Annotated in this window: 17 protein-coding genes; 10 read left to right on the top strand and 7 right to left on the bottom strand. The window is 71.3% G+C overall.

Annotated features, from left to right (window positions below; genetic code table 11):
- From KF837_21770 to KF837_21750, 5 genes are all read left to right on the top strand, one after another.
- On the top strand, positions 1-1,530 hold the full coding sequence (locus KF837_21770) for an insulinase family protein (protein ID MBX3229964.1): 1,530 nt from the start codon (positions 1-3) through the stop codon (positions 1,528-1,530).
- 5 nt (positions 1,531-1,535) lie between these two features.
- Positions 1,536-1,952 carry a ribosome assembly RNA-binding protein YhbY gene (gene yhbY / locus KF837_21765; GenBank protein MBX3229963.1) on the top strand — a complete coding sequence of 139 codons (417 nt, stop codon included), beginning with the start codon at positions 1,536-1,538 and terminating at the stop codon, positions 1,950-1,952.
- A gap of 62 nt (positions 1,953-2,014) precedes the next feature.
- A complete protein-coding gene (locus KF837_21760) occupies positions 2,015-3,337 on the top strand; it encodes a serine/threonine protein kinase (GenBank protein MBX3229962.1) in 1,323 nt (440 codons plus the stop codon).
- Positions 3,338-4,020: 683 nt separating this feature from the next.
- Positions 4,021-7,611, top strand: a complete 3,591-nt coding sequence (locus KF837_21755) for a vitamin B12-dependent ribonucleotide reductase (protein MBX3229961.1) — start codon at positions 4,021-4,023, stop codon at positions 7,609-7,611.
- 196 nt (positions 7,612-7,807) lie between these two features.
- Positions 7,808-8,716 (top strand): hypothetical protein, encoded by a 909-nt coding sequence (locus KF837_21750; protein ID MBX3229960.1) that lies wholly within the window; start codon positions 7,808-7,810, stop codon positions 8,714-8,716.
- Between the two features lie 54 nt (positions 8,717-8,770).
- Here KF837_21750 and KF837_21745 read toward each other — a convergent pair whose 3' ends face one another.
- The 5 genes from KF837_21745 to KF837_21725 form a co-directional block, all read right to left on the bottom strand.
- Entirely contained in the window at positions 8,771-10,543 is a 1,773-nt protein-coding gene (locus KF837_21745; protein MBX3229959.1) for a hypothetical protein, read from the bottom strand.
- Positions 10,544-10,650: 107 nt separating this feature from the next.
- Positions 10,651-11,358 (bottom strand): hypothetical protein, encoded by a 708-nt coding sequence (locus tag KF837_21740; protein MBX3229958.1) that lies wholly within the window; start codon positions 11,356-11,358, stop codon positions 10,651-10,653.
- Positions 11,358-12,368, bottom strand: coding sequence for a hypothetical protein (locus KF837_21735; GenBank protein ID MBX3229957.1), 1,011 nt, complete (start codon positions 12,366-12,368; stop codon positions 11,358-11,360). Before KF837_21735 ends, KF837_21740 begins: the two co-directional genes overlap by 1 nt.
- Before the next feature lie 119 nt (positions 12,369-12,487).
- Positions 12,488-13,438 (bottom strand): mechanosensitive ion channel family protein, encoded by a 951-nt coding sequence (locus tag KF837_21730; GenBank protein MBX3229956.1) that lies wholly within the window; start codon positions 13,436-13,438, stop codon positions 12,488-12,490.
- 45 nt (positions 13,439-13,483) lie between these two features.
- On the bottom strand, positions 13,484-15,115 hold the full coding sequence (locus KF837_21725; GenBank protein ID MBX3229955.1) for an aldo/keto reductase: 1,632 nt from the start codon (positions 15,113-15,115) through the stop codon (positions 13,484-13,486).
- Between the two features lie 60 nt (positions 15,116-15,175).
- On the opposite strand from KF837_21725, the gene KF837_21720 reads away from it, so the two are divergent.
- A complete protein-coding gene (locus tag KF837_21720) occupies positions 15,176-15,643 on the top strand; it encodes a hypothetical protein (protein MBX3229954.1) in 468 nt (155 codons plus the stop codon).
- 55 nt (positions 15,644-15,698) lie between these two features.
- Entirely contained in the window at positions 15,699-16,295 is a 597-nt protein-coding gene (locus tag KF837_21715; GenBank protein MBX3229953.1) for a hypothetical protein, read from the top strand.
- 61 nt (positions 16,296-16,356) lie between these two features.
- Here the strand turns inward: KF837_21715 and KF837_21710 are convergent, their stop codons facing one another.
- Together KF837_21710 and KF837_21705 are read right to left on the bottom strand one after the other, a co-directional pair.
- Positions 16,357-17,565 carry an aspartate kinase gene (locus KF837_21710; GenBank protein MBX3229952.1) on the bottom strand — a complete coding sequence of 403 codons (1,209 nt, stop codon included), beginning with the start codon at positions 17,563-17,565 and terminating at the stop codon, positions 16,357-16,359.
- Positions 17,565-18,470: a hypothetical protein gene (locus tag KF837_21705; protein MBX3229951.1), complete on the bottom strand. Its 906-nt coding sequence runs from the start codon at positions 18,468-18,470 to the stop codon at positions 17,565-17,567. The genes KF837_21710 and KF837_21705 overlap by 1 nt, the downstream gene beginning before the upstream one ends.
- Before the next feature lie 390 nt (positions 18,471-18,860).
- Here KF837_21705 and KF837_21700 point away from each other — a divergent pair, with 390 nt between their 5' ends.
- The 3 genes from KF837_21700 to KF837_21690 all read left to right on the top strand — a co-directional run bounded on the left by KF837_21700 (position 18,861) and on the right by KF837_21690 (position 21,973).
- A complete protein-coding gene (locus tag KF837_21700) occupies positions 18,861-19,853 on the top strand; it encodes a RimK family alpha-L-glutamate ligase (GenBank protein MBX3229950.1) in 993 nt (330 codons plus the stop codon).
- Positions 19,854-19,855: 2 nt separating this feature from the next.
- Positions 19,856-20,587, top strand: a complete 732-nt coding sequence (locus KF837_21695; GenBank protein ID MBX3229949.1) for an enoyl-CoA hydratase/isomerase family protein — start codon at positions 19,856-19,858, stop codon at positions 20,585-20,587.
- A gap of 84 nt (positions 20,588-20,671) precedes the next feature.
- Positions 20,672-21,973: a hypothetical protein gene (locus KF837_21690; GenBank protein ID MBX3229948.1), complete on the top strand. Its 1,302-nt coding sequence runs from the start codon at positions 20,672-20,674 to the stop codon at positions 21,971-21,973.
- The last annotated feature ends 78 nt before the right edge of the window (positions 21,974-22,051 follow it).

Raw genomic sequence — 22,051 nt, 5'->3', positions numbered from 1 at the left:
ATGAAGCGTCTCGTCCTCTCGATCTCGTCCCTCCTCCTCGTCACCGCCTGCGGCGCGCCCAAGGTCGCGTCGACCGGCCCCGCCAAGGTCGAAATCCCGGCCTACGACGGCATGCCGCCGCCGAAGAAGAAGGCCGCGCCGGCGCGGCAGAGCCCGCCGCCGTCGGGCGCGACGAAGGAGTCGCCCTTCCCGAAGGTCGCGCGCTCGAAGCTCGCGAACGGCCTCGGCCTCGACGTCGTCACCGCGAAGACGCTGCCGCTCGTGAACATGCGCGTCGTGGTGAAGGCGGGCTCCGCCTACGGCGCCGCCCCCGGCCTCGGCGACCTCACCGCCGAGATGCTCAAGAACGGCGGCACGCGCGCGCTCGCGAGCGCCGAGCTCCTCCGCCGCGTCGAGACCCTCGGGAGCAACCTCTCGATCGCGACGAAGGCGGACTCGACGACGATCGCCCTCGTCGTCACGAAGGACAAGGTCGCGGAGGGCCTCTCGCTCCTCTCGCAGGTCGTCCGCGAGCCGCGCTTCGACGACGGCGAGCTCAAGAAGTACAAGACGCGCCTCGTCGACCAGACCGAGGACCAGCTCCGCTCGAACGGGCGCTTCACGGCCGGCTGGATCGCGTGGAACGAGCTGTACGGACCGACCCACCCGTACGCGATGCGCGACGCGCTGCCGGCGCAGATCGCGAAGCTCGGTCGCGCAGAGGTCGTGGCGCACCACAAGAAGTTCTTCGTCCCGTCCAACGCGACGCTCATCCTCGCCGGCGACGTCGACGAGGCGCAGGCGAAGGACCTCGCCCAGAAGTCGTTCGGCGCCTGGACCGGCGGCGCCGCGCCGAAGATCGACTTCGCGGAGCCGAAGGCGCCCGACAAGACGCGCGTGATCGTCGCGCACCGGCCGAAGAGCGCGCAGTCCGACGTCTTCGTCGTCCTCCTCGCGCCGGAGCGGCAAACGAAGGAGTGGCCGCGCCTCCGCGTCGCGACCCACGTCCTCGGCGGCGGCGTCGCGAGCCGCCTCTTCGGCGACGTCCGCGAGCAGCGCTCCCTCGCCTACGCGGTGTCGGCGTCGATCAGCGAGCTTGCGCACGGCAAGCAGCCGCTCATGCTCTACGCCGGGACGCAGTCCGCGAAGACGACGGAGGCCGTCAGCGGGCTCCTCGAGAACCTCGATCGCATGGCCACGAGCCCGCCGTCGGCGCAGGAGACCGAGACCGCGCGTCGGTACTTGAGCGACAGCTTCGCGATCTACATGGAGACGGTCGGCGCGATCGCGTCCCTCGTCGGCACCCAAGAGTCGCTCGGCCTCCCCGACAGCTACTGGGACGACTACCGCCGCGAGGTCCGGAAGACCGAGGCCGGCGACGCCGCCGCCGCCTCCCAGCTCCTCTTCGGCGGGGCGAACGAGCGCGCGCTCATCGTCGTCTCCGGCGACGCGGACGCGATCGGCCAGGACCTCACGCGCTTCGGCGAGGTGACGGTGGTGGACCCGGAGAAGGAGTTCAAGCCGATCAAGAAGCTCGAGGCGAAGAAGTAGCGGCGATGGCAGCGAAGAAGACGACCGCGAAGAAACGCACCGGCCCGGGCCCGAAGCGCAAGCGCGTGCTCGCGAAGAAGATCGCGGCGGAGCGCGCGGCGAACCCGCCGCCGAAGGAGCGCGACCTCACCGGCAGTCAGACGCGCTACCTCCGCGGCCTCGGGCATCACCTCGATCCCGTGGTGCAGGTCGGCAAGGACGGCATCACCGACGGCCTCGTCGCCGCGACGAAGGAGGCGCTCCTCGCGCACGAGCTCGTCAAGGTGAAGGTGCAGCAGGAGGCCCCGCTCGACCGGAAGGACGTCGGCCCCGAGCTCGCGAAGCTCGCCGCCGCGTCGTTCGTGCAGGTCCTCGGCCGCACCGTCCTCCTCTACAAGCGCCATCCCAACAAGCCCAAGATCGCGCTCCCCCCGAAGGAGTAGAGCGGGTTCCGCGCGGGACAAACGAATTCGCGGAGCCGGAGATCCCAGATACGCTGGGAGTAATGCGAGCGCCCTGCCGGCACTGCGGAATCGCTCACGACGCCTACGCGGCGTGCGTTCGGCGCCCGGAGAAGGGCGCGCCCGCGATCGGCGACAGCCAGCTCGTCGGGAAGGTGCTCGGCGAGCGCTACCGCGTCGGCGAGGTGATGGGCGCGGGCTCCACCGGCACCGTGTTCGCGGCGGAGCAGCTCGCGTTCGCGAAGCCCGCGGTGGTGAAGGTCCTCCGCGCGCGGCACGCGACCCCCGAGCTCGTGAGCCGCGTGTTCCACGGCGACGCGCTCGCGGCCTGGAGCCTGACGCACCCGTCCTTGTGCGAGGTCTTCGACATCGGCTCGCTCTCGGACGGCACGCCCTACTTCGTGATGGAGCGGCTCGAAGGCGAGACGCTCCAGGCGCGCATCACGCGCGAGAAGCTGTCGCTCGCGGCGGCGATCGACATGATGATGCAGCTGCTCTCCGCCATCGTCGCGATGCACGCGCGCGAGCTGCTCCTCCGCGACCTCCGCCCCGCGAACGTGTTCCTCGTGAGCCGCCGCGGCTGCCGTCCGCTCGTGAAGCTCCTCGACGTCGGGCTCGGCCGCCTCGCGCCGCTCGATCGCCTGCAAGAGCACTGGACGAACGCGGGCCCGCAGCCGGGCGGCCACCCGCACTACCTCTCGCCGGAGCGCGTGCGCGGCGAGCACGTGGTGGAGCACGCGAGCGACCTCTTCGTCGCGGGCGCGATCTTCTACGAGTCGCTCACGGGCGAGCGGCCGTTCGGCGGCGCGGCGTGGCGCTCGATCGTCGACAACGTATGCCGCGCCGAGCCGGCCCCGCTCCACGAGCGCCGCGGCGACATCCCGCTCGAGCTCTCGCAGTTCGTGCAGCGCACGCTCTCCGCCGCGCCGCAGAAGCGCCCCGGCACCGCGAAGGAGATGCAGGACGAGCTCCGCGCGATCTTCGAGGACGCGCGGAAGGCTTCGGTGTCGATCTACGCGCCGCCGCCGGTCTCGCGCCGCATGACCCCGAGCCCGATCGCGCGGAACGTCGTCGCCGAGCCGTACGACGAGACCGCGACCCGACGCGCGCCGGTGTCGATCCGCTCGCACGACGGCGCGCCGTCGCCGCTCGGCGAAGAGCCCCATCCCGCGGTCCTCGACGAGATGGAGCAGACGCTCGAGCGCATCGGCCACGCGCAACCGCCACCTTCGACGAAACCGGGCTTTGCGCTCGGTGTCCCCGCCGCGCTCACCGGCGAAGAAGACGAGACGCAGACGACGAGGATGAGCCCCGACATCCGCGCGCGCATCGACCAGCTGATGAACCCCAAGGGCAAGACGCGTTAGAGCGGCACAGGTCCGCATTTAGGCGGGCGAAAAACCTGTGGACAATACCTGAACGGATTGGGAGGAGCCGGTGGGCATGTTGTTCACGCCTGAACGTAAGGCATGCCTTTCCATGGAGTTACGTTCAGTATCTCGACCTCGGTCGAAGGGTGGACGGACCTACCAGATGATGGAGCCCTTTAATCTTGCCACCACAAGATGTAGCGGTATAGAACCTCTTCCTCGCCCGCCGGTGCGCGTGGACGGCTCTCGAGCCCACACCTCGTTCCACCCGCAGGGCTTCGCTTTCGTATCCTTGATCAGTAGCCTTTGTTCAGTAGCCACGGTCTGGTAGCAACTGAGTAACGGTTCGCGCGTTCCCCTGACAGCCTGCGCAGCTCGCTGAACAGACGGGAGGGGACGACGCAAATCAGGAACGACGGCAGAGCGCCATCGCGGCGCAGGCAAGAGCATCGAAACAGAGAGCGACGAGAGGGCGGCCCCCGACCATCGGGTTGGAGGCAGCGCCGTCGGCGTGCGCGCGTCCCGAAGAAGCCCGAGCGCGGGCAGGGACGCGCGAAGCCGTGCGGCGTCGGTGACGGGCATTCGCGCGAAAGGCGCCGGGCGGGTTCCCGGGCGGTTCGCAGGAGCGGGTAAAGATGGCTATGGGAGTTGGTTCGCGGGATTCGATGGGCGCCGACAAGATGCGGAAGCAGGCTGCAGCGACGCAGGCGAAGGCTCGTCCGGCGCAAGCGCAGGCGCAGGCGCAGAAGAAGAGCGAGCGCAAGAGCTCGCCTTCCCTGCACACGCCGCCTCGCAAGGGCGGAGGCCGCGGCGTCACCGTCGCGCGCATGTTCACGCGCCCCGGCGTCGACCCCCTCGAGAGCGGCGCGCCCGGCCTCCCCACCCCCACCGGCCAGAAGACCGAGCTCGTCTACGAGCGGCGCTCGAGCATCATCACGAACCCGGACGGCTCGATCGTCTTCAAGATGGAGGGCGCCGAGATCCCGTCGCAGTGGAGCCAGCTCGCGACGGACATCGTCATCTCGAAGTACTTCCGCAAGGCCGGCCTCCACGGCGACGCGAAGGTGGGCGAGAAGAGCGTGCGCCAGGTCGTCCACCGCATCGCGCACACGATCCGCGACGCGGCCGACAAGTTCGGCGGCTACTTCGCGACGAAGGCCGACGCCGACGCGTTCGAGGCGGAGCTCTCCTTCCTGATGGTGCACCAGGCCGGCGCGTTCAACTCGCCGGTGTGGTTCAACTGCGGGCTCTGGGCCGAGTACGGCATCACCGGCTCCGGCGGCAACTGGGCCGCGGCCGTGGCGGGCCTCCCCGGCTACCAGGGCCACAACGGCGCGAAGAGCAAGGGCCCGGCCCAGACCCAGGTCTTCGAGACGAAGAACGCCTACGAGCGCCCGCAGTGCTCGGCGTGCTTCATCCAGTCGGCGAACGACGACCTGATGAGCATCTACGACCTCATCAAGGCGGAGGCGCGCCTCTTCAAGTACGGCTCGGGGACGGGCTCGAACTTCAGCAACATCCGCGGGCGGCAGGAGAAGCTCTCCGGCGGCGGCACGTCGAGCGGCCTCATGAGCTTCCTCGAGGTCTTCGATCGCGCGGCCGGCGCGACGAAGTCGGGCGGCACCACGCGTCGCGCCGCGAAGATGGTCTGCCTCGACATGGACCACCCCGAGATCGAGGACTTCATCAACTGGAAGGTGCGCGAGGAGAAGAAGGCGCTCGCGCTCATCGCCGCGGGGTACCCGAACGACTTCAACGGCGAGGCGTACCACACCGTCAGCGGCCAGAACTCGAACAACTCGGTCCGCGTGACCGACGAGTTCATGACGGCGGTGAAGGCCGGCGGCAAGTGGCAGACGATCATGCGCACGAGCGGTGAGGTCTGCGAGACGCTCGACGCGAAGAACCTCTGGGGCCAGGTCGCGAAGGCGGCGTGGCACTGCGCCGACCCGGGCGTGCAGTACGACTCCACGATCAACCGGTGGCACACGTGCCCGAACTCCGGGAAGATCAACGCGTCGAACCCGTGCTCCGAGTACATGTTCCTCGACGACACGGCGTGCAACCTGTCGTCGATCAACCTGACGAAATTCCTCAAGGAGTCCGAGGACGGCGTCCAGAGCTTCGACGTCGACGGCTTCCGCCACGCGTGCCGCGTCTTCTTCATGGCGCAGGAGATCCTCGTCGATCTCTCGAGCTACCCGACGGAGCAGATCGCGCGGAACAGCCACGACTACCGCCCGCTCGGCCTCGGCTACGCGAACCTCGGCTCGCTGCTGATGCAGATGGGCGTCCCGTACGACTCGGACGAGGGTCGCGCCATCGCCGGCGCGCTCACCGCGATCATGTGCGGCAAGGCCTACGCGACGAGCGCGGAGATGGCGTCTACGAAGGGCGCGTTCGTCGGCTTCGCGAAGAACCGCGAGCCGATGCTCAAGGTCATGGGGATGCACCGCGACGCCGCCTATCAGATCAACCGCGACAAGTGCCCGACCGCGCTCTACCGCGCGGCGTGCGAGGACTGGGACGTCGCGGTCCGCCTCGGCGAAGCGCACGGCTACCGCAACGCGCAGGCGACGGTGCTCGCGCCGACCGGCACGATCGGCCTCTTGATGGACTGCGACACGACCGGCGTCGAGCCTGACTTCGCGCTCGTGAAGTTCAAGAAGCTCGCCGGCGGCGGCTACTTCAAGATCGTGAACCAGTCGGTGCCGAGCGCGCTCAAGAAGCTCGGCTACAGCGCGTCGGAGATCCAGGAGATCGTCGCGTTCGTCACCGGCACCAACACGCTGCTCGCGGCGCCGAACGTCAACCGCAAGACGCTGAAGGACCGCGGCCTCCGCGACGAGGAGCTCGCGAAGGCGGAGGCGGCCCTCCCCGGCCTCTTCGACCTCGACTCCGCGTTCGCGCCGTGGGTCCTCGGCGAGGACACCTACGATCGCCTCGGCGTCACGAAGGAGGCCCGCTCGGTGCGCGGCTTCTCGCTCCTCACGACGCTCGGCTTCACGAAGGCCGAGATCGACGAGGCGGCGGACCACATCATCGGTCGCATGACGATCGAGGGCGCGCCCTACCTCAAGCCGTCGCACTACCCGGTCTTCGACTGCGCGAACCGCTGCGGGAAGACGGGGCAGCGCTTCCTCCCCGCGATGAGCCACGTGCACATGATGGCGGCGGTGCAGCCGTTCCTCTCGGGCGCGATCTCGAAGACGGTGAACCTCCCCAACGACGCCACGGTCGAAGAGGTGCAGGAGGTCTACGAGGAGGGCTGGCGCCTCGGCCTCAAGGCGGTCGCGCTCTACCGCGACGGGTGCAAGGCCTCGCAGCCGCTCTCGACGAAGAAGGACTCCGAGAAGGAGGAGAAGCTCGAGGCGAAGCTCTCGGAGACGCAGCACTCGGGAGAGACGCTCGCGCCGATCCCGAAGACGAGCGAGCCGCAGGAGACGACGCAGCTCTCGCTCCTCCACGCCGGCGGCGCGACGGCGGCCGCGGGCTCGCGCCCGAAGGGTCTCCGCGTCCGCCTCCCGAAGAAGCGCGTCGGCTTCACGCAGGAGGCGCGCGTCGGCGGTCACAAGATCTTCCTCCGCACCGGCCAGTACGAGGACGGCACGCTCGGTGAGATCTTCATCGACATGCACAAGGAGGGCGCCGCCTTCCGCTCGATGATGAACTGCTTCGCGATGAGCGTGTCGATCGGCCTCCAGTACGGCGTGCCGCTCGCCACCTACGTCGAGCAGTTCACGTTCACCCGCTTCGAGCCGCAGGGGATCGTCGAGGGCCATCCGTACGTGAAGATGGCGACGTCGATCGTCGACTACCTCTTCCGCACCCTCGCGGTCGAGTACCTCGGCCGCTACGACCTCGCGCACGTGAAGCCGGAGAGCGAGCAGGAGATCCCGCACGCGGGCTTCGTCGGCGGCGGCATCAAGGAAGACCGCCCGTCCGACAGCGAGCGCATCCGCGCCGAGGCCGCCCACTCGCTCGCGTACACGCCGGAGGCGATCCAGCGCATCGGCGCCGAGGCCGAGACGCTCGAGCGCACCGACGGCTACGAAGCCGCGGCGCTGGCGACCCCGGGCAAGACCCCGGAGCCGAAGGCGAAGACGGCGGCGCACGCCTACGGCAGCAGCGAGCCGGTGAACCCGCTCGACGCCCAGCTCGACGCGATGATGGGCGACGCCCCCGTCTGCGACGGCTGCGGCCACATCACCGTCCGCAACGGCGCCTGCTACAAGTGCCTCAACTGCGGCAACAGCATGGGCTGCTCCTAACGCGAACCGCGACGAACGGTGGGGCCCGCCGGGGCCCCAGAAGCGGCCGCGCAAGCGGGCGCGAAGCGCCCCGAGCGCTCCGCGCGAGGGCCGTGTCTGGGGTGGGGGTGTCGGGGGCAACGCCCCCGACGTTGAGTAAGTCACGACCTTGCATCGTGACTGAGCTTTGCCTAAGGGAGAGCGCCACATGGCACGAATGGGGGAAGCTGCGAACGTCGACGAGGACCTCACGGTTCGGTCGCTCGAGGAGTACGCGGAAGCGGAGGCCGAGTCGCGGCGGCATCGGGCGGCGACGGAGCTGCGGCTGCCGGAGGGTGACACGACGCGCGCGGCCTCCACCATCCCGCCGGGGAGCAAGGACGCGACGGGCGCCTTGACCGACGAGCTGCGGGAAGGGCTCTGGGCGGCGATCGCCTCGCACGCGCTCGTGGGGGACGAGGAGCCCGGCGCCTGGAGCGCGGGGGTGCACGGGCCGGTGGTGCATCACGTCTGGAGCTCGCCGCCGATCGCGGGGGATCCGGACAACGTCCCGGAGGACGTGGTGGAGCTGATCGAGGAGTGGTTCTCGATCGCGAAGACGGGCGACGTGTACGCGCTCCTCGAGACGGTGCTGGCGGGCTTGCCCGACGCGAGTCAGGCGCGCTTCGCGTCGGCGTGCAACGGCATGCTCGAGCACGGCCTCTCCGATCATCGCTTCGTCGGGCGGCGCATCATGCCGATCGCGTCGAAGTCCGACGTCGCGACGATCGAGCGCGCGCTCGTCGCGTGCCGCGCGAAGAAGCTCGACGAGGCGGAGCTGCGCCTCCTCGGCGCGCTCGAGCACCTCGCGAAGAAGCCGGAGCCGGATCCGCAGGAGGTCGTGCACGAGGCGATCCGCGCGGTGCAGGCGACGGCGTTCGCGCTGACGAAGGACCGCCCGCTCGATCTCGCCGACGCGCTCGACACGCTCGAGGAGCACGGCCACATCGACGCCGCGCTCAAGGCGCGCCACGGCGGCCTCTTCGCGTGGGTCGCGCAGAACGGCCGCCGCCCCCGCGCCGACGACGCGCGCCTCATCCTCGTCACCTGCGCCGGCTTCGTCGCGACGCTCGCGACACGGATCTGAACGCAGCGACTCCGCGAGCGCGCCCGACGTCTTCGACGCGAGCGGCGCCGGCGGCTACTTCGCGAGCGCGCCCGACATCTTCGACGCGAGCGTCTCGAGCAGCGGGCCGTAGCCCGAGGTCGGGTCGACGCTGCAGATCGAGGCGGCGAGCGCGCGATCGCCGAGGCCCTTCACGACGCGGAGCGGGCGAAGCGTCGGGTACGCCTTGGCGCGGATCTGCGTCGTGCTCCCGTCGGACTTGCAGAGCGGCGGGTTCGGCGAGTTTGCCGGGTTCGTCGGATCGTCGTTGCACTCGCACGCGTCGTACGGGAGGCACTGGCGCTCCTCCGGGAGCGGGAGCGTGCACGCGTACTGGAGGTCCTTGTTCCGCGTGTTCCACTCGCGGCCGTGCACCGGATCGGTGCCGTTGTCTCCGCGCGCCTCGTTGCCGCCGGACAGGCCGGGGCGCGGAGAGACCGACGGGATCATGTGCGGGTCGATCCCGGTGTCGTCGTACGCGTCGGGATCGCGGCCGAGGATCTTCGTCCAGTCCGGGCTCGTGCCGGCGAGCGCGGGCGGGAGGCCGCCGATGAGCTGGAAGAAGACGAGGCGGAAGGAGCGATCGCCCTCCGGGAGGTCGCAGAGGTCGGGCGCGTCGGGCGCCGGCAGCGCCGCGGCGAAGAGCGGGTTCGTGCACGTCCGCGCGTGGACGTAGTTGCCGGCGGCGTCGTGCTCGGTGTCGCGGTTCGGGACCTTGCGCGAGGACAGCGCCTTCACGTAGCGCTCGATCGGGTACTGCGGATCGACGCCGTAGCGCCGCTTCATCTCGTGGAACCGCACGTTCAGGTCGTCGTCGTTGGGGCCGTAGTAGCCGTCGTAGCCGGGGCCGGACTGACCCGGCGCCGCGGACTGCGTGCAGTTCACGTCCTGCTTGATCTTCTGGCAGCCCAGCGTGCTCGCGTCGCACGTCGCGGCCTCGGCGCACGACGCGCAGTCGGGGCTCGCCGGATCCGTCGCGCACGCGCTCGTGCCGCGCGCCGCGGTCGTCCCTTGTGCGCTCGTGCCGCGGGCCACCTTCGAGAGCGGGACGTTGCGCACGGTGAAGTGCCACCCCTTCCCGCCGTTCGCGCGCGGGTCGACCTGGGAGTCGTCCTCGTCGGTGAGCATCACGATCGCGACGGCGGAGTCGGGACGGAAGAACGCCTTGCGCTGCGCGAGGAGCTCCTTGTCGACGCCGACGTACTCGACGGGCTCGCGCCGGATCGTCTCGGGCGGATCCGGCTGCGCGACGAAGCGGTACATCGCCTCGAGCTGGGCCTCGAGCCCGCAACCGCTCTGGCCGACGCCGACGATGATGTCGCTCGCCGCCTTCTCGAACACCGCGACGTCGCCGCTGCCGGAGAACGAGAGGAAGCCGCTCTCGGCGCCGGCGACGACCGCGCCCTCGGCGTTCTTGTTGAGGAGGTGCGCGCGGTCGTTCGTGCGCGGAGAGTCCTCGGGGCAGACGTCGCCGCCCTGGTTCCCGAGCGAGCTCGAGATGACGCCGAGGTGAAGGTCGACCGGCTTGTGCTCGTTCGACGGCGTGACGAGGCGCCGGATGACGCGCGAGACCGCCGTCGCGAGGAGCGCTTGCTTGTCCCCCATCGACGCGGAGTTGTCGACGACGAAGAGGAGATCGACCTTCGACGCCGGGAGGAGCGGCTTGTCTTCTTCGACGATCGGCTCGGGACCGCCGTCGACGTCGCCGGCGTCCGGGTCCGCGTTCCCCCGCTCCTCTCCCCCACCGCAATGAACGACGGCCGGCACGAGGACGAGGAGCGACGAGAGGAGCAGGGCCGAGCGCTTCATACGCCGACGATATCGCAACGCGTATGCCACCCGAATTTTACGGCCGTTCTCGCACGCACCTCCGCGCGCTCTCTGGCGAACGGGTCACGGTCCGCGTGCGATCCGGCTCAGATCACGCGGCGCTTCGTGAGGAGCCAGTCGGCGATCGCGCCGCCGTTCGCCTCGAGGGCGCTCCACTCCGCGGCGTGGTCGGCGCGCGGGAGGAGCTTCCACGTCACCTCGCTTCCGCAGGCTTCGTGGTGGCTGCGGAGATCGATCGCGAGGGAGTGGAGCGGGTTCGCGTCGCCGACGAGGAAGTACACCGGCGCGCGCGCGATCCCCTCCGGTGCGCAGGGCCCACCGGGAGAGACGCCGCCGCCGTGATGCACGAGCGCCGCGAACATGCCCCCCAGCTCGCGCGCGCGGAGGCCCATGTACGAAGCGCCGCCCGACCAGCCGGCGAGCCACACGCGCGAGCGATCGAGCGGCCGCTTCTTCTCGAACGCGTCGACCTGGCTCTTCAGCCACGCCGGATCGCCGTTCCACTGCCACCAGCTCCCCTTGCATCCGAGCTCGACGGGGCACTTCAACGCGAGCACCGCGACGCCGCGCTTCGCCGCGTGCTCCTCCCACGCCGAGACGAGCGTGCTCGGCGGTTGGCCACCGTCGCCGTGGAGGACGACGAGGAGCGGCACCGGCTCCGCGCCGGCGGGGTACGACGCGCGGCAACCCGTGCATGGTGCATCGTTCGCTCGGACCCGCGCGGGCGGCGCGCCGGCGTCGGCGTCGGCGTCGGCGAGCAGCGCGACGCCGGCGAGGACGAGCGCGAGCTTCATCAGAGGCGGCGGAGCGACGTCTTGAGGAACGGCTGCCAGAACGGCGTCGTCACCGCGACGTCGTTCGGCTCGACGACGAACCACGCCGTCGACGCGTCGGGGCGGAGGACCTGGAAGCTCTGCGCCGGCATGTAGCTCTGGCCGAGGAGGAGCGCGACGCGACCGTCCTCGGCCTTCGCGACGTCGAGGACGAGGACGGCGTGGCCGAACGGCGACCCGCTCATCCCGAAGAAGTCGCCCGCCGCGACATCGGTGAAGGCGACCTTCTTCGCGTCGCGCTCGAGCGACGCGGTGCCCGCCCACGCGAAGACCTCGTCCATCCAACCGCGCGCGAGCGCATGCGTGTCCTTCGCGGGCGCGGCGACGCGCTTGAACACGATCCCCTTCCCTTCGATCACCGCGCGATCGCCGGCGACGTAGCCCTTGTACGAGAGGGCCTGGCCCGAGACCGCGCGGTACGTGAGGTCGCGCTCGCCCTTGCCGTAGCGCCACTCGGCGTGAAGGCGGATGATCGCGTCGGCGCAGTGCTGGAGGTCCTTGTTGCCGACGTCGATGTCCACGACCGCGGAGATGTTCGGATGCGCGCCGTTCGAGTAGAGCGGGTTCCCGCGGAAGTCGACGACGGGCGAGCCCTCCGGCTGGAGCGGCAGCGCGCGGAGGAAGCGACCGAAGCTCCCCTCCGTCGTCTCGACCCGCGTGAACCCGACCGGCGGCGACGCGAACCGGACGTTCAGACGATCGGAGCCCGGCGCAGTCGGCCCCCACGGATACGCGGACGAAGGCACGAGCTCCACCGGCGGCGTCGACGCGACGACGGGCTGCGCGGCGGGCACGGTCGACGCGGCGGGTGCAGGCGACGCGGCGGGCGCAGGCGACGCGGCGGGCGCGGGCGACGCGGCGGGCGCGGCGGCGAGCCGAAGCGCGGGCGCGGGGGTGGGCTTCGGCGCCGGCTCCGCACGAGGGGCCGCGGTACACGCGAGCAAGAAGAGCGGCGCAAAGCGATGGAACATGCGGGACCGTCGCGCGGGACGTGCCGAGTGTGACGGACGTACACGCGGCTCGATACAACGCAAAAAGCAAGCCGCGCTCACGTGCAGTCGAGAACGCCCGCGTTCAGGCGAACAAGCCCTCAGTCGCGCGTGGGAGAGGGCGGGACGTTCGGCGGCAGGACGGCGCGCGCCCCCGCTTTCCCTTCGGCGATGTTGTCGAAGCGACGTGTGGTCGGGTACGCGAAGGCGACGTTCGGGAGCGATCCGAACGCGTCGAGCACCGACTCCCAGATCGCGGCCGTGGAGTTGCGCCGCGCGCGCGGCTGGCACAGGTACCGCATCGTCAGGCGGACGCCGTTCTCGACCACGCTCGTCCACACGACCGGGGTCGGCTTCGGGAACTTGATGTGCCGCAGCTGCGCCGCCGCGTCGATGCGCTGTCGCACCTGCGCGTCGAGCTTCTCCGCCTTCTCCTCGAGGATCCCCTCGAGCGCCTTCTTCGCCGCGCGCCAGTCGCTCTCGAACGTGATCGTGAGCTCCATCTCGTTCCAGATGTACCCGAACGCCTCGTCGTAGTTCGCGATCGTGTGCTTGAAGACCGAGCCGTTCGGGATGTGGAGGACGCGCCCCGTGCTCTGGTCCGCGTGGACCCAGTTGCCGACCTCGAGCACGAGGAAGCGGAACGGGCGGATGTCGATGACGTCGCCGCGGTCCTTGCCGACCTCGATGCGATCGCCGACGCGGAACGGACGGCGAACGATGATGTAGAGCCAGCCCGCGATGTTCGCGAGCGGATCCTGGAGCGCGATCGCGAGGCCGGCGGAGAGGAGGCCGAGGTACGTCGCGACGCCGGCGATGCCCTGCGTCCAGATCCGCGCGATCAGGATCGTCGTCGCGAGGCCGACGACGTAGCCCGCCACGCGCGTCATCTGGAAGCGCGACGCCGAGTCGTCCACCGTGCGCGCGATCACGCGGCGCGTGAGCCGGCCGACGAGCATCCACGCGACGAGGAGCGCGGCCGTGCCCGCGAAGCGCGCGAGCGTCTCGGCCGATACGCCGAACAGCCCCGCGACCCGCTCCGAGAACGCCATCGTCGGCGGGAGGATACTCGAAATGCCCGCGCCGGAGGACCGCCGCTACACGACGCGCAGCCCGAGCTCCGTCGCCATCGTGCGGTGGCTCGCCGTCGACACGACGAACGTGCTCGCGCGCGGATCGAGCCCGCGTCGTCGCGCGAACGCGAGCCAGAGCCCGGGCAGCGGCGGACGGCACCAGCACGACGGCGGCCCGTCGGCGTGCGTGCACACGCCGAGCTCCACCTCCCGCCCCGGCACCGCGCTCCGGATGCGCTCGAGCGTCGACGCGCACCACGCCTCGTCCGCGCCGGGACGCCAGCCGAGGACGAGGAGCGGCCCCTCCGCCGGCGCGCGCGTGACGTCGTCGTCGAGGCCGATCACGACGCCGCCCGTCGCGCCGGCGTGAGTCCGCGCGAACGCGATCGTCTCGATCGAGGTGAAGCCCTCGTCTTCCGCCGGCCGCTCGAGCTGGCGCTCCATCCGCGCGAGCGGCGCGGGCAAGAGGAGCCCCGGGTCCTCCCGTGCGCGCGCGGCGAGCTCGCGCCCGCCGAGGAGCGCGCCGTGACGCTCGAGCATCCGCGTCGCGACGTTGATGCGCGCGTCGGCGAGCGAGACGTCGAGGTGCACGCACCGCACCGACGCGCCGGCGCGATGCGCGACGCGCACGACCTCGCTCCGCGCCGATCGCGTGAGGTACGTGTTGTCGAGGACGACGCGCGTCGCCCCTGCCGCGAGCCGCGCCTCGAGGCGCTTCGCGATCCCGGCGAGGCTCCCGCCGAGCGTGTCGCGGTTGAGGCGCTCCCAGCCGTCCCACCGCTCGGCGAGCGTGGACTTCCCCGCCCCCGCGATCCCCATCACGATCGCGACCTCGGCCACGGGCTCCACCGGCGGCGCGGGCGGGCGGCGACCGAGCTTCGGGAAGCGCTCGTCGAGCGCGGCGAGGTCCTCCTCCGTGAGCGTGAGCTCGCCCGCGAAGGCCGCGCCGGCCGCGGTCTCCACCCGCCGCGCGCCGGGGAGGACGACGACGCGATCGTCGAGCGCGAGGAGGTAAGCGAGCATCACCTGCGCCGCCGTCGCGCCGCGCCGCGCGGCGACCGCGGCGAGGACCTGATCGCGCGCGAGCCGCGGCGCGTGCGCGACGCCGCCGAGCGGCGAGTGCGCGAACAACGTCGCGTCGCGCGCGCGGCACCACGCGATCATCCCGGCGCGCGCGGCGGCGTCGTGCTTCGGCCCGAGCGCGACCTCGATCGCGCGGATCGGCGCGTCGCTCGGCAGCTCGTCGAGGTCGCGGCGGCTCGGATTCGAGAGCCCGATCGAGCGCGCGAGGCCCTCCTCCTTCGCGCGGACGAGCGCGCGCACGCTCGTCGCGAGGGGCACGCGCGGATCGGGCGCGTGGAGCATGAGGACCTCCGGCGGGCGCCCGAGCGCGCCGACGCTCGCGCGCGCCTGCTCGAGGATCGTCCGCGCGCGCCCGTCCGCGACCCACGCGCCGCCCGGCCGCGACATCCCGACCTTCGTGACGACGCGGACCCGCTCCCGATCGGGCGGCGCGAGCGAGCTCAGCACGCGCGCGATCCGCTCTTCGCTCCCCTCGTAGGCGCGCGCGGTGTCGAGCCACACGACGCCGCGCGCGATCGCCGCCGCGACGACGGCGTCCTCTTCGAGCCGCATGCAGCCGAGCCCGATCCGCACACGCGGCATTCTACCCCTGGCGCGCCGTTCGCTGGCCCGGGCGCTGCATGTGGGAAGCCCATGCGACGTCCGGTTCTCTGCTTCGGCTTGGTCGTGCTCGGTCTCGTCGGGGCGTGCAAGCACGACGACGGGATGCCCACCGGCACGGCCACGATTCACAGCGGCACGCCGGGCGGCCCCCGTGTGACGAACCTGCCGCCGCAGACCGAGCCGCCCGCGATCGGGGTGCGCGCTGAGCTCGGCGACCGCCTCGCGCGGGCCCACTGCCGCCACGAGCGATCGTGCGCGCTCGGGGACGGAGAGACGAAGCTCCTCCGCGAGGAGGCGTGCTTCGCCGACTCGCGGTATGCGCTCCGCGCGTCGATCGATCAATGGCCGTGCGATCCGGCGCGCGCGCGCGCGGGGCTCGAGGAGTGTCTCCTCGCGATCCGCGACGCCGACTGCAGCGCCCGCACCGGCGAGGGCGCGCAGATCCGGGCGTGCCGCGCGAGCGAGATCTGCCGGCGAAGCAACATCGCAGGGCAGTGAGGGCAGCGAGGAGCACGCGCCTTCAGGTCGAGGTACATCGCGCTATCCTGATGACGTGCGCGCGGCGGCAGCGGCGGTGTTCTTCGTCCTCGCGCTCGGCGCCGGGCCCGCGTCCGCGTCGAGCGCGCTCGACCTCGTGCAGATCGCGCGGTCGTACGAGGCGAGCCATCAGGACGACCTCGCGCTGCGCCGCTACATGGACGCGCTGTCGCTCGACCCTTCGTGCGCGGAGGCGTACCTCGGCCTCGGCTCGCTCCGCGCGCGGCGCGGCGATCTCCACGAGGCCGAGCGCGTGTACACCGTCGCGCTCGACCGGCTCCCGCAGCTGCGCGCCGCCCGCGTCGCGCGGGCGATGGTGCGCCGCGGCCTCCGCGCGACGAACGAGGCGATCGAGGACCTCGTCGCCGGCGCGGAGGACGAGGTCGCCGCGTGGAAACAAGTCGCCGCGTGGTACGGCGAGGACGGCCTCGCCCCCGCGCAGCTCGCGATCTGGCGCCGCCTCCTCGCGCGCGCCGAAGCCACGAACGACGCCGCGCTCGCACGCGAGGCCCGCCTCATGGTCCGCGCCCTCGTCATCATCGTCGGCCCCGCCGACCCCGCCTTATCTCTTCAACGCAGGGGCTTCGCCCCTGCACCCCGCTCGCAGCCGTAGGACGCGGGCGAAGACGCCCGCATCCTCCGCTGCTCGCCGATGCTCGCCCCTTCGGCGCGGGCTATGGGATGGCGGCGGGAGGCGATGCGAGCGTGTGGAGGGCGCGTTGGGTGGCGCCGGAGCGGGCGGGGTCGATCGTCGCGGAGATGCGGAGCGGAGCGGCGACGAGGGCGAGCGGCGGCGCGTCGAGGAGCGCGAGCACGCGCGCGAGGGTGCCGCCGACGCCGGTGAGGCCGTAGCCGGCGACGGTGACGACCGCGTGCGGGCCGGTGAACGTCACGTTGCCGTCGCAGAGGCGCTCGATCTCGCGCGCGCAACGGGACCAGTCGGGCACGTTGAGGAGCGGCACGTGCACGAGCGCGGCGTCGTCGACGAGCACCGTGTCGCCGGTCGCGAGCTCGAGCTTCGTGAGCGCGGCGAGCAGCGGACCGAACGTCGTCGTGCGCGCGATCATCACGTTCTCCGTGGCCGCGACCGCGCGCACGTTCCGCCCCTCGTCGGTGGACGCGAGGTCGCGCGCGACCGTCTCGCGGTAAGGGCCGTCGACCGGATCGGCCGTGCGCCGCGCGACGATCGCGACCTTGTTGCGCCGCGCCCACTCGACCGCCTGCGCGTTCAGCACCTTCGCGCCCGCCTCCGCCATCTCGGCGAGGAGCGCGAGGTCGATCTCCGGCAGGTGCCGCGCGTCCGCGACGACGCGCGGATCGGCGGAGTAGACGCCGTCGACGTCGCTGTAGATCTCGCACCGCTCCGCGCCGAGCGCCGCCGCGAGCGCGACCGCGGTCGTGTCCGAGCCGCCGCGCCCCAGCGTCGTGATCTCGCGCTTGTAGCTCATGCCCTGGTAGCCCGCGACGATGACGACCTTGCCGCGCGCGAGCTCGTCTTCGATGCGGTGAGGCCGCACCTCGATGATGCGCGCGTCGAAGTGACGGTCGTTCGTGAAGATCCCCGACTGGCTGCCGGTGAAGCTGATCGCCTCGAGCCCGCGCGCCTGGATCGCGATCGAGAGGAGCGCCATCGTGACGCGCTCGCCGGTGGAGACGAGCATGTCGAGCTCACGCCGCGGAGGCTCCGCCTCCGTCGTGACGCCGAGGGCGGCCGAGCGGCGCGCGAGCGCGACGAGCTCGTCGGTCGTCTTGCCCATCGCGCTCACCACGACGACGACGTCGTGCCCCGCGCGCCTCGCCGCGACGACGCGATCGGCGACGTGCGCGATCTTCGCGACGTCGGCGACGGAGGAGCCGCCGTACTTCTGGACCACGATCGCCATCAGGCCGGCCGATACGCGTGGACGCCGAAGCTCCCCGCGACGACGAGACATCCGCGCGTCGCGTCCCAGCGCATGCCCGTGACGACACAGGACGAGCCGTCGTCCTCGCTCCGCGGATCGACCTCCGCGATGATGCGCTGCTCCCCGTCCGGCTGGACCCGGACGAGGAACGCGCGAGCGCGATCGGGCGACGCGAGCGCGAGCACGACCGCGCCGCCCGGCACGTAGGTGGCGGCCATCACGCGCCCCGTCTCGTCGAGGAGCCGCCACGCGGCGTCGCGCGCCTTGTCGTCGGCGTCGTCGCCGGGGACCGCGATCATGCCGCTCTCGTCGTCGACCGCGACCGCGAGCGAAGACTCGCGCGCCTGCGCCCACGCGCGGTCGGCCCACCGGAGCTCGTCGTCGCCGCCGATCGCGGAGCGATCGAAGAGCGCGTCGTCGGGCACCTCTCCGTCCTCGTCGGCGTCGAGCGCGGGGAGGTCCTCCTCGCGCAGCTCCTCGTCCTCGGCGAGCGGTCCTTCTTCGCCGCCGTCGGCGACGTAGACCTCGTCGCCCTGGATGAGGTCGTCGAGGCCCGCGCGCGGATCCACGTCGTCTTCCTCGAGCACCTTGCCCTCGGGCTGGATCGCGACGTCGATCGCGCCGATGTCGAGGCCCGCGTGGCCCTCCGCGTCCTCGAGCCAGCCGCCTTCGCCGCTCCCCGCCGTCGCGAGCTCTTCCTCTCCCGCCGCCGCGCCGAACGTGGCGTCGTCGAACGGATCGCCGTCGTCCTCGCGCGTGTCCGGGAGGTCGTGGTCTTCGTCCGCCGCTTCGTGCTCTTCCTCGCCGTCGAGCGAGGGCAGATCGAGCTCGACGTCGTCGCGCTCTTCCCCGCCCTTCGGACCCTTCTGCTCCGTCGCCGGCACGCCCTCCTTCGTACCAGCCCCCGCCGCCGGTGCCCACCTCGAGCATGACGATCGCGTCCACGCGCACGCGCGGCGTGGCCGTCTGGATACGAGCGCGAACGCGCGCGTCCGCGAAACCCGCGCGCGGACGGAGGGTATGGCCGATGCATCGCTCGCCGGTCGTGATGACGCGACGCGAGCACGTGGTCCTGAGGGTGGCGGCGCTGGTGGTCCTCGCGGCGCTCGCGGCCTGGCCGCGGACCCGGCCGACCCGCACGCAGACCTCGAACGCAGTTGCAATATCGCACATATCAAATTGATATTACGTGCATTTTAGCGCATAGCATCAAGCCGCCAATTCGAACGTAGACGCCCAAGAACGGCCTCCCTACGCTCCGACCTCCCATCGCAATGCGGCTCCTCGTCCTGTCTCGAAACGCGAGTCTCTATTCGACGAGCCGGCTCGTCCTCGCGGCGCGCTCGCGCGGTCACGAGGTCTCCGTCGCGGACCCGCTCCACTTCCAGATCGTGATCTCGCGCGGCCGCCCGGCGATGTTCCTCGGCGACCGCCTCCTGCCTCCGGTCGACCTCGTGCTCCCGCGCATCGGCGCGTCGATCACGAACTACGGGCTCGCGGTCGTGCGTCAGTTCGACATGATGGGGATCCCGGTCCTCAACAACGCGATCGCGATCGCGCGGTCGCGCGACAAGCTGCGCGCGATGCAGCTGCTCACGAAGAAGGACATCGACGTCCCGAAGACGGTCTGCGCGCGCACGCCCGACTCGGTCGACGCCGCGCTCGGCTTCATCGGCGGCACGCCCGCGATCGTGAAGCTCCACCAGGGCACGCAGGGGATCGGCACGATGATCGCCGACACCGCGCAGGCCGCGACCTCCTTGCTCGAGACGCTCTGGGCGATGGGGCAGGACATCATCCTGCAGGAGTACATCTCCGAGTCGAAGGGGCGGGACTACCGCGCGATCGTCGTCGGCGGCCGCGTCATCGCCGCGATGCGGCGCCAGGCGAAGAAGGGCGAGTTCCGCTCGAACCTCCACCGCGGCGGCCTCGGCGTCCGCGTCGACCTGAAGAAGGAGTACCGCCAGGCCGCGATCGCGGCGGCGAAGGTGATGGGCCTCGAGGTCGCCGGCGTCGACATGCTCGAGGGCAAGGACGGCCCGAAGATCCTCGAGATCAACAGCTCGCCCGGCCTCGAGGGCATCGAGCGGACGAGCGGCATCGACGTCGCGGGCGCGATCGTCGCGCACGCGGAGAAGTTCCTCGCGCGCCGGAAGAAGCGGCGCGGCCGCGACCCGATCATGGACGCGGAGCAGCGGCTGAAGCGGATGCGCCCGATCGAGCTCGCGCGGACGATCCCGCCGAAGCGCGCTCGCGCGTCGAGCTGAGCATGCTGCGCGCGGACATGGTCGGCGCCGCCGTCGTCTGGACGATCGATCGTCCGGAGGCGAAGAACGCGCTCGACCTCACCACGATCGCGGACCTCACCGACGCGATCCGCGGGATGGGCACCGCGCGCGTCGCGATCATCACCGGCGCGGGTGACACCTTCGTCTCCGGCGGCGACCTCCGCGAGCTGCGCGGCAAAGACTCACGCGCCGACGCCGAGATGCTCAGCGACAAAGGCTACGCGTTGACGACCGCGATCGCGCGCGCCCCCTTCCCCGTGATCGCGGCGCTGAACGGCCCCGCGATCGGCGGCGGCGCCGAGCTCGCCGTCGCGTGCGACCTCCGCATCGCGGCGCCCACCGCGCGGATCGCGTTCAAGCAGGTGCGCATGGGCGTCACGACGTCGTGGGGCACCGCCGGCCGCCTGCGCGAGCTCGTCGGCGCGGGCGCCGCCGCGCGCCTCCTCTTCACCGCGCAGGAGGTGAGCGCGAAGAAGGCGAAGACGATGGGGCTCGTCGACCGCGTCGAGGACGACGCCGTCGCGGCGGCGCGAGAGTGGGCGGACGAGATCGCGAAGGCCCCGTCCACCGCGATCGCCGCGACGAAGAAGCTCCTCCGCGCCGAGACCACCGAGCTCCGCGCGCGAGAACGCGAGCTCTTCGTCGAGACGTGGTCGAGCGACGAGCACCGCGCCGCGGTCGAGCGCTGGTTCGACGGCCGCCGGCGAAGCTGAGCGGGCGACGCCGTCACCATCCCGCCATGAAGCGCGAGCGTGGAGTTGGCGTGGCGGCGGGAGCATGAACTAGAGTTGCGTGGCATGCGGTCCCACCTCTTGCCGGCGATGACGCTCCTCCTCCTCGCGAGCGCGTGCCGTTCGCAGCCGCCGGACCCGGCGCAGGGGACGCAGAAGCCGACGAGCACGGAGTCGAGCCCCCCGCCGCCGCCGATCGTCACCGCGACCGACGCGAGCGACACCGACGCGGCGGAGGTCGTCGCCGAGGCCGACGCGGGCGCGGCGGAGGAGCCGCTCGAGGGCACGCTCTTCACGAAGCAGGTGCAAGGCGCCTTCCGCGTCGCGGGCTGCGGCGGGAGCGACGACTTCATCCCGCCGCACGTCGACAAGCAGATCGTCGACACGCACTGCGGGATGCTGACCGGGGCGTACGCCGAGTACAAGAAGGAGTGGCTCGACGTGGCGGGCCCCTTCCTCGCGAAGCTCCGTCCCGAGAACCTGCCGACCACGCTCGTCTACCCGTTCGGCGGCGGCGACCTCGTGAGCGCGCTCGCGACGTACCCCGACGCGACCGACATCACGACCGTGTCGCTCGAGATCGCGGGCGACATCCGCGCGATCGACAAGGCCGACAACAGGCGCCTCACGCAGGAGCTCGCGCAGCTCCGCGATCACCTCGGCAAGCTGTTCCTCAAGGCGCACTCGCGCACGATCAACCTCGACATCGAGACGCGCGGCGCGGTCCCGGGCGAGGCGGCGTACACGATGGCGGCGCTCGTCATCCACGGCTACGAGCCCACGTCGTACCGCTACTTCGCGTTCAACTCCGACGGCACGCTCAAGTGGCTGACCGACGAGGACATCGCGAAGAACAAGAACCAGGGCCGCGAGGGCCCGTTCGCGAACGCGGAGATCCGCTTCCGCAAGGTCGGCGACACGAGCGGCAAGGTCCGCATCCTCCGCCACGTCGCGCACGACCTCTCCAACGCGAGCGTCGGCGGCAGACCGGGCCTCATCAAGTTCCTCGAGTCGAAGGGCAAGCCGGTCTCGACGATGACGAAGGCGGCGAGCCACCTCCTCTGGGACGACGCGGGCTTCTCCGTCATCCGCGACTACCTGATGACGCACACGGAGTGGATGATCTCCGACACGACCGGCGTGCCCCCGCGCATCGCGAAGAAGTACGGCTTCGTGCAGGACTTCTACGGCCAGTACGAGTGGCCGGAGCCGTTCGGCACCGTGAACAACGCCGACGCGACGGCGTTCCACGAGGCGTTCAAGACGGCGAAGCCGATCAGCTTCCGCTACGGCTACCCCGACAACAAGAGCCACGGCCACATCGTCGTGACCCACAAACCGGAAGTCGTGACCAAGACCCCACCGTAACGACGGCGGGAACCGCGCGCGGGCGCGCGTTGTGGCGGGATGGTGGCGCATAGCGCGAGCAGGCGCGGGGCAATGCTC

Source organism: Labilithrix sp. (genome assembly GCA_019637155.1).
GTDB lineage: Bacteria > Myxococcota_A > Polyangia > Polyangiales > Polyangiaceae > Labilithrix.
This window is presented reverse-complemented; position numbering and strand designations above follow the sequence as displayed.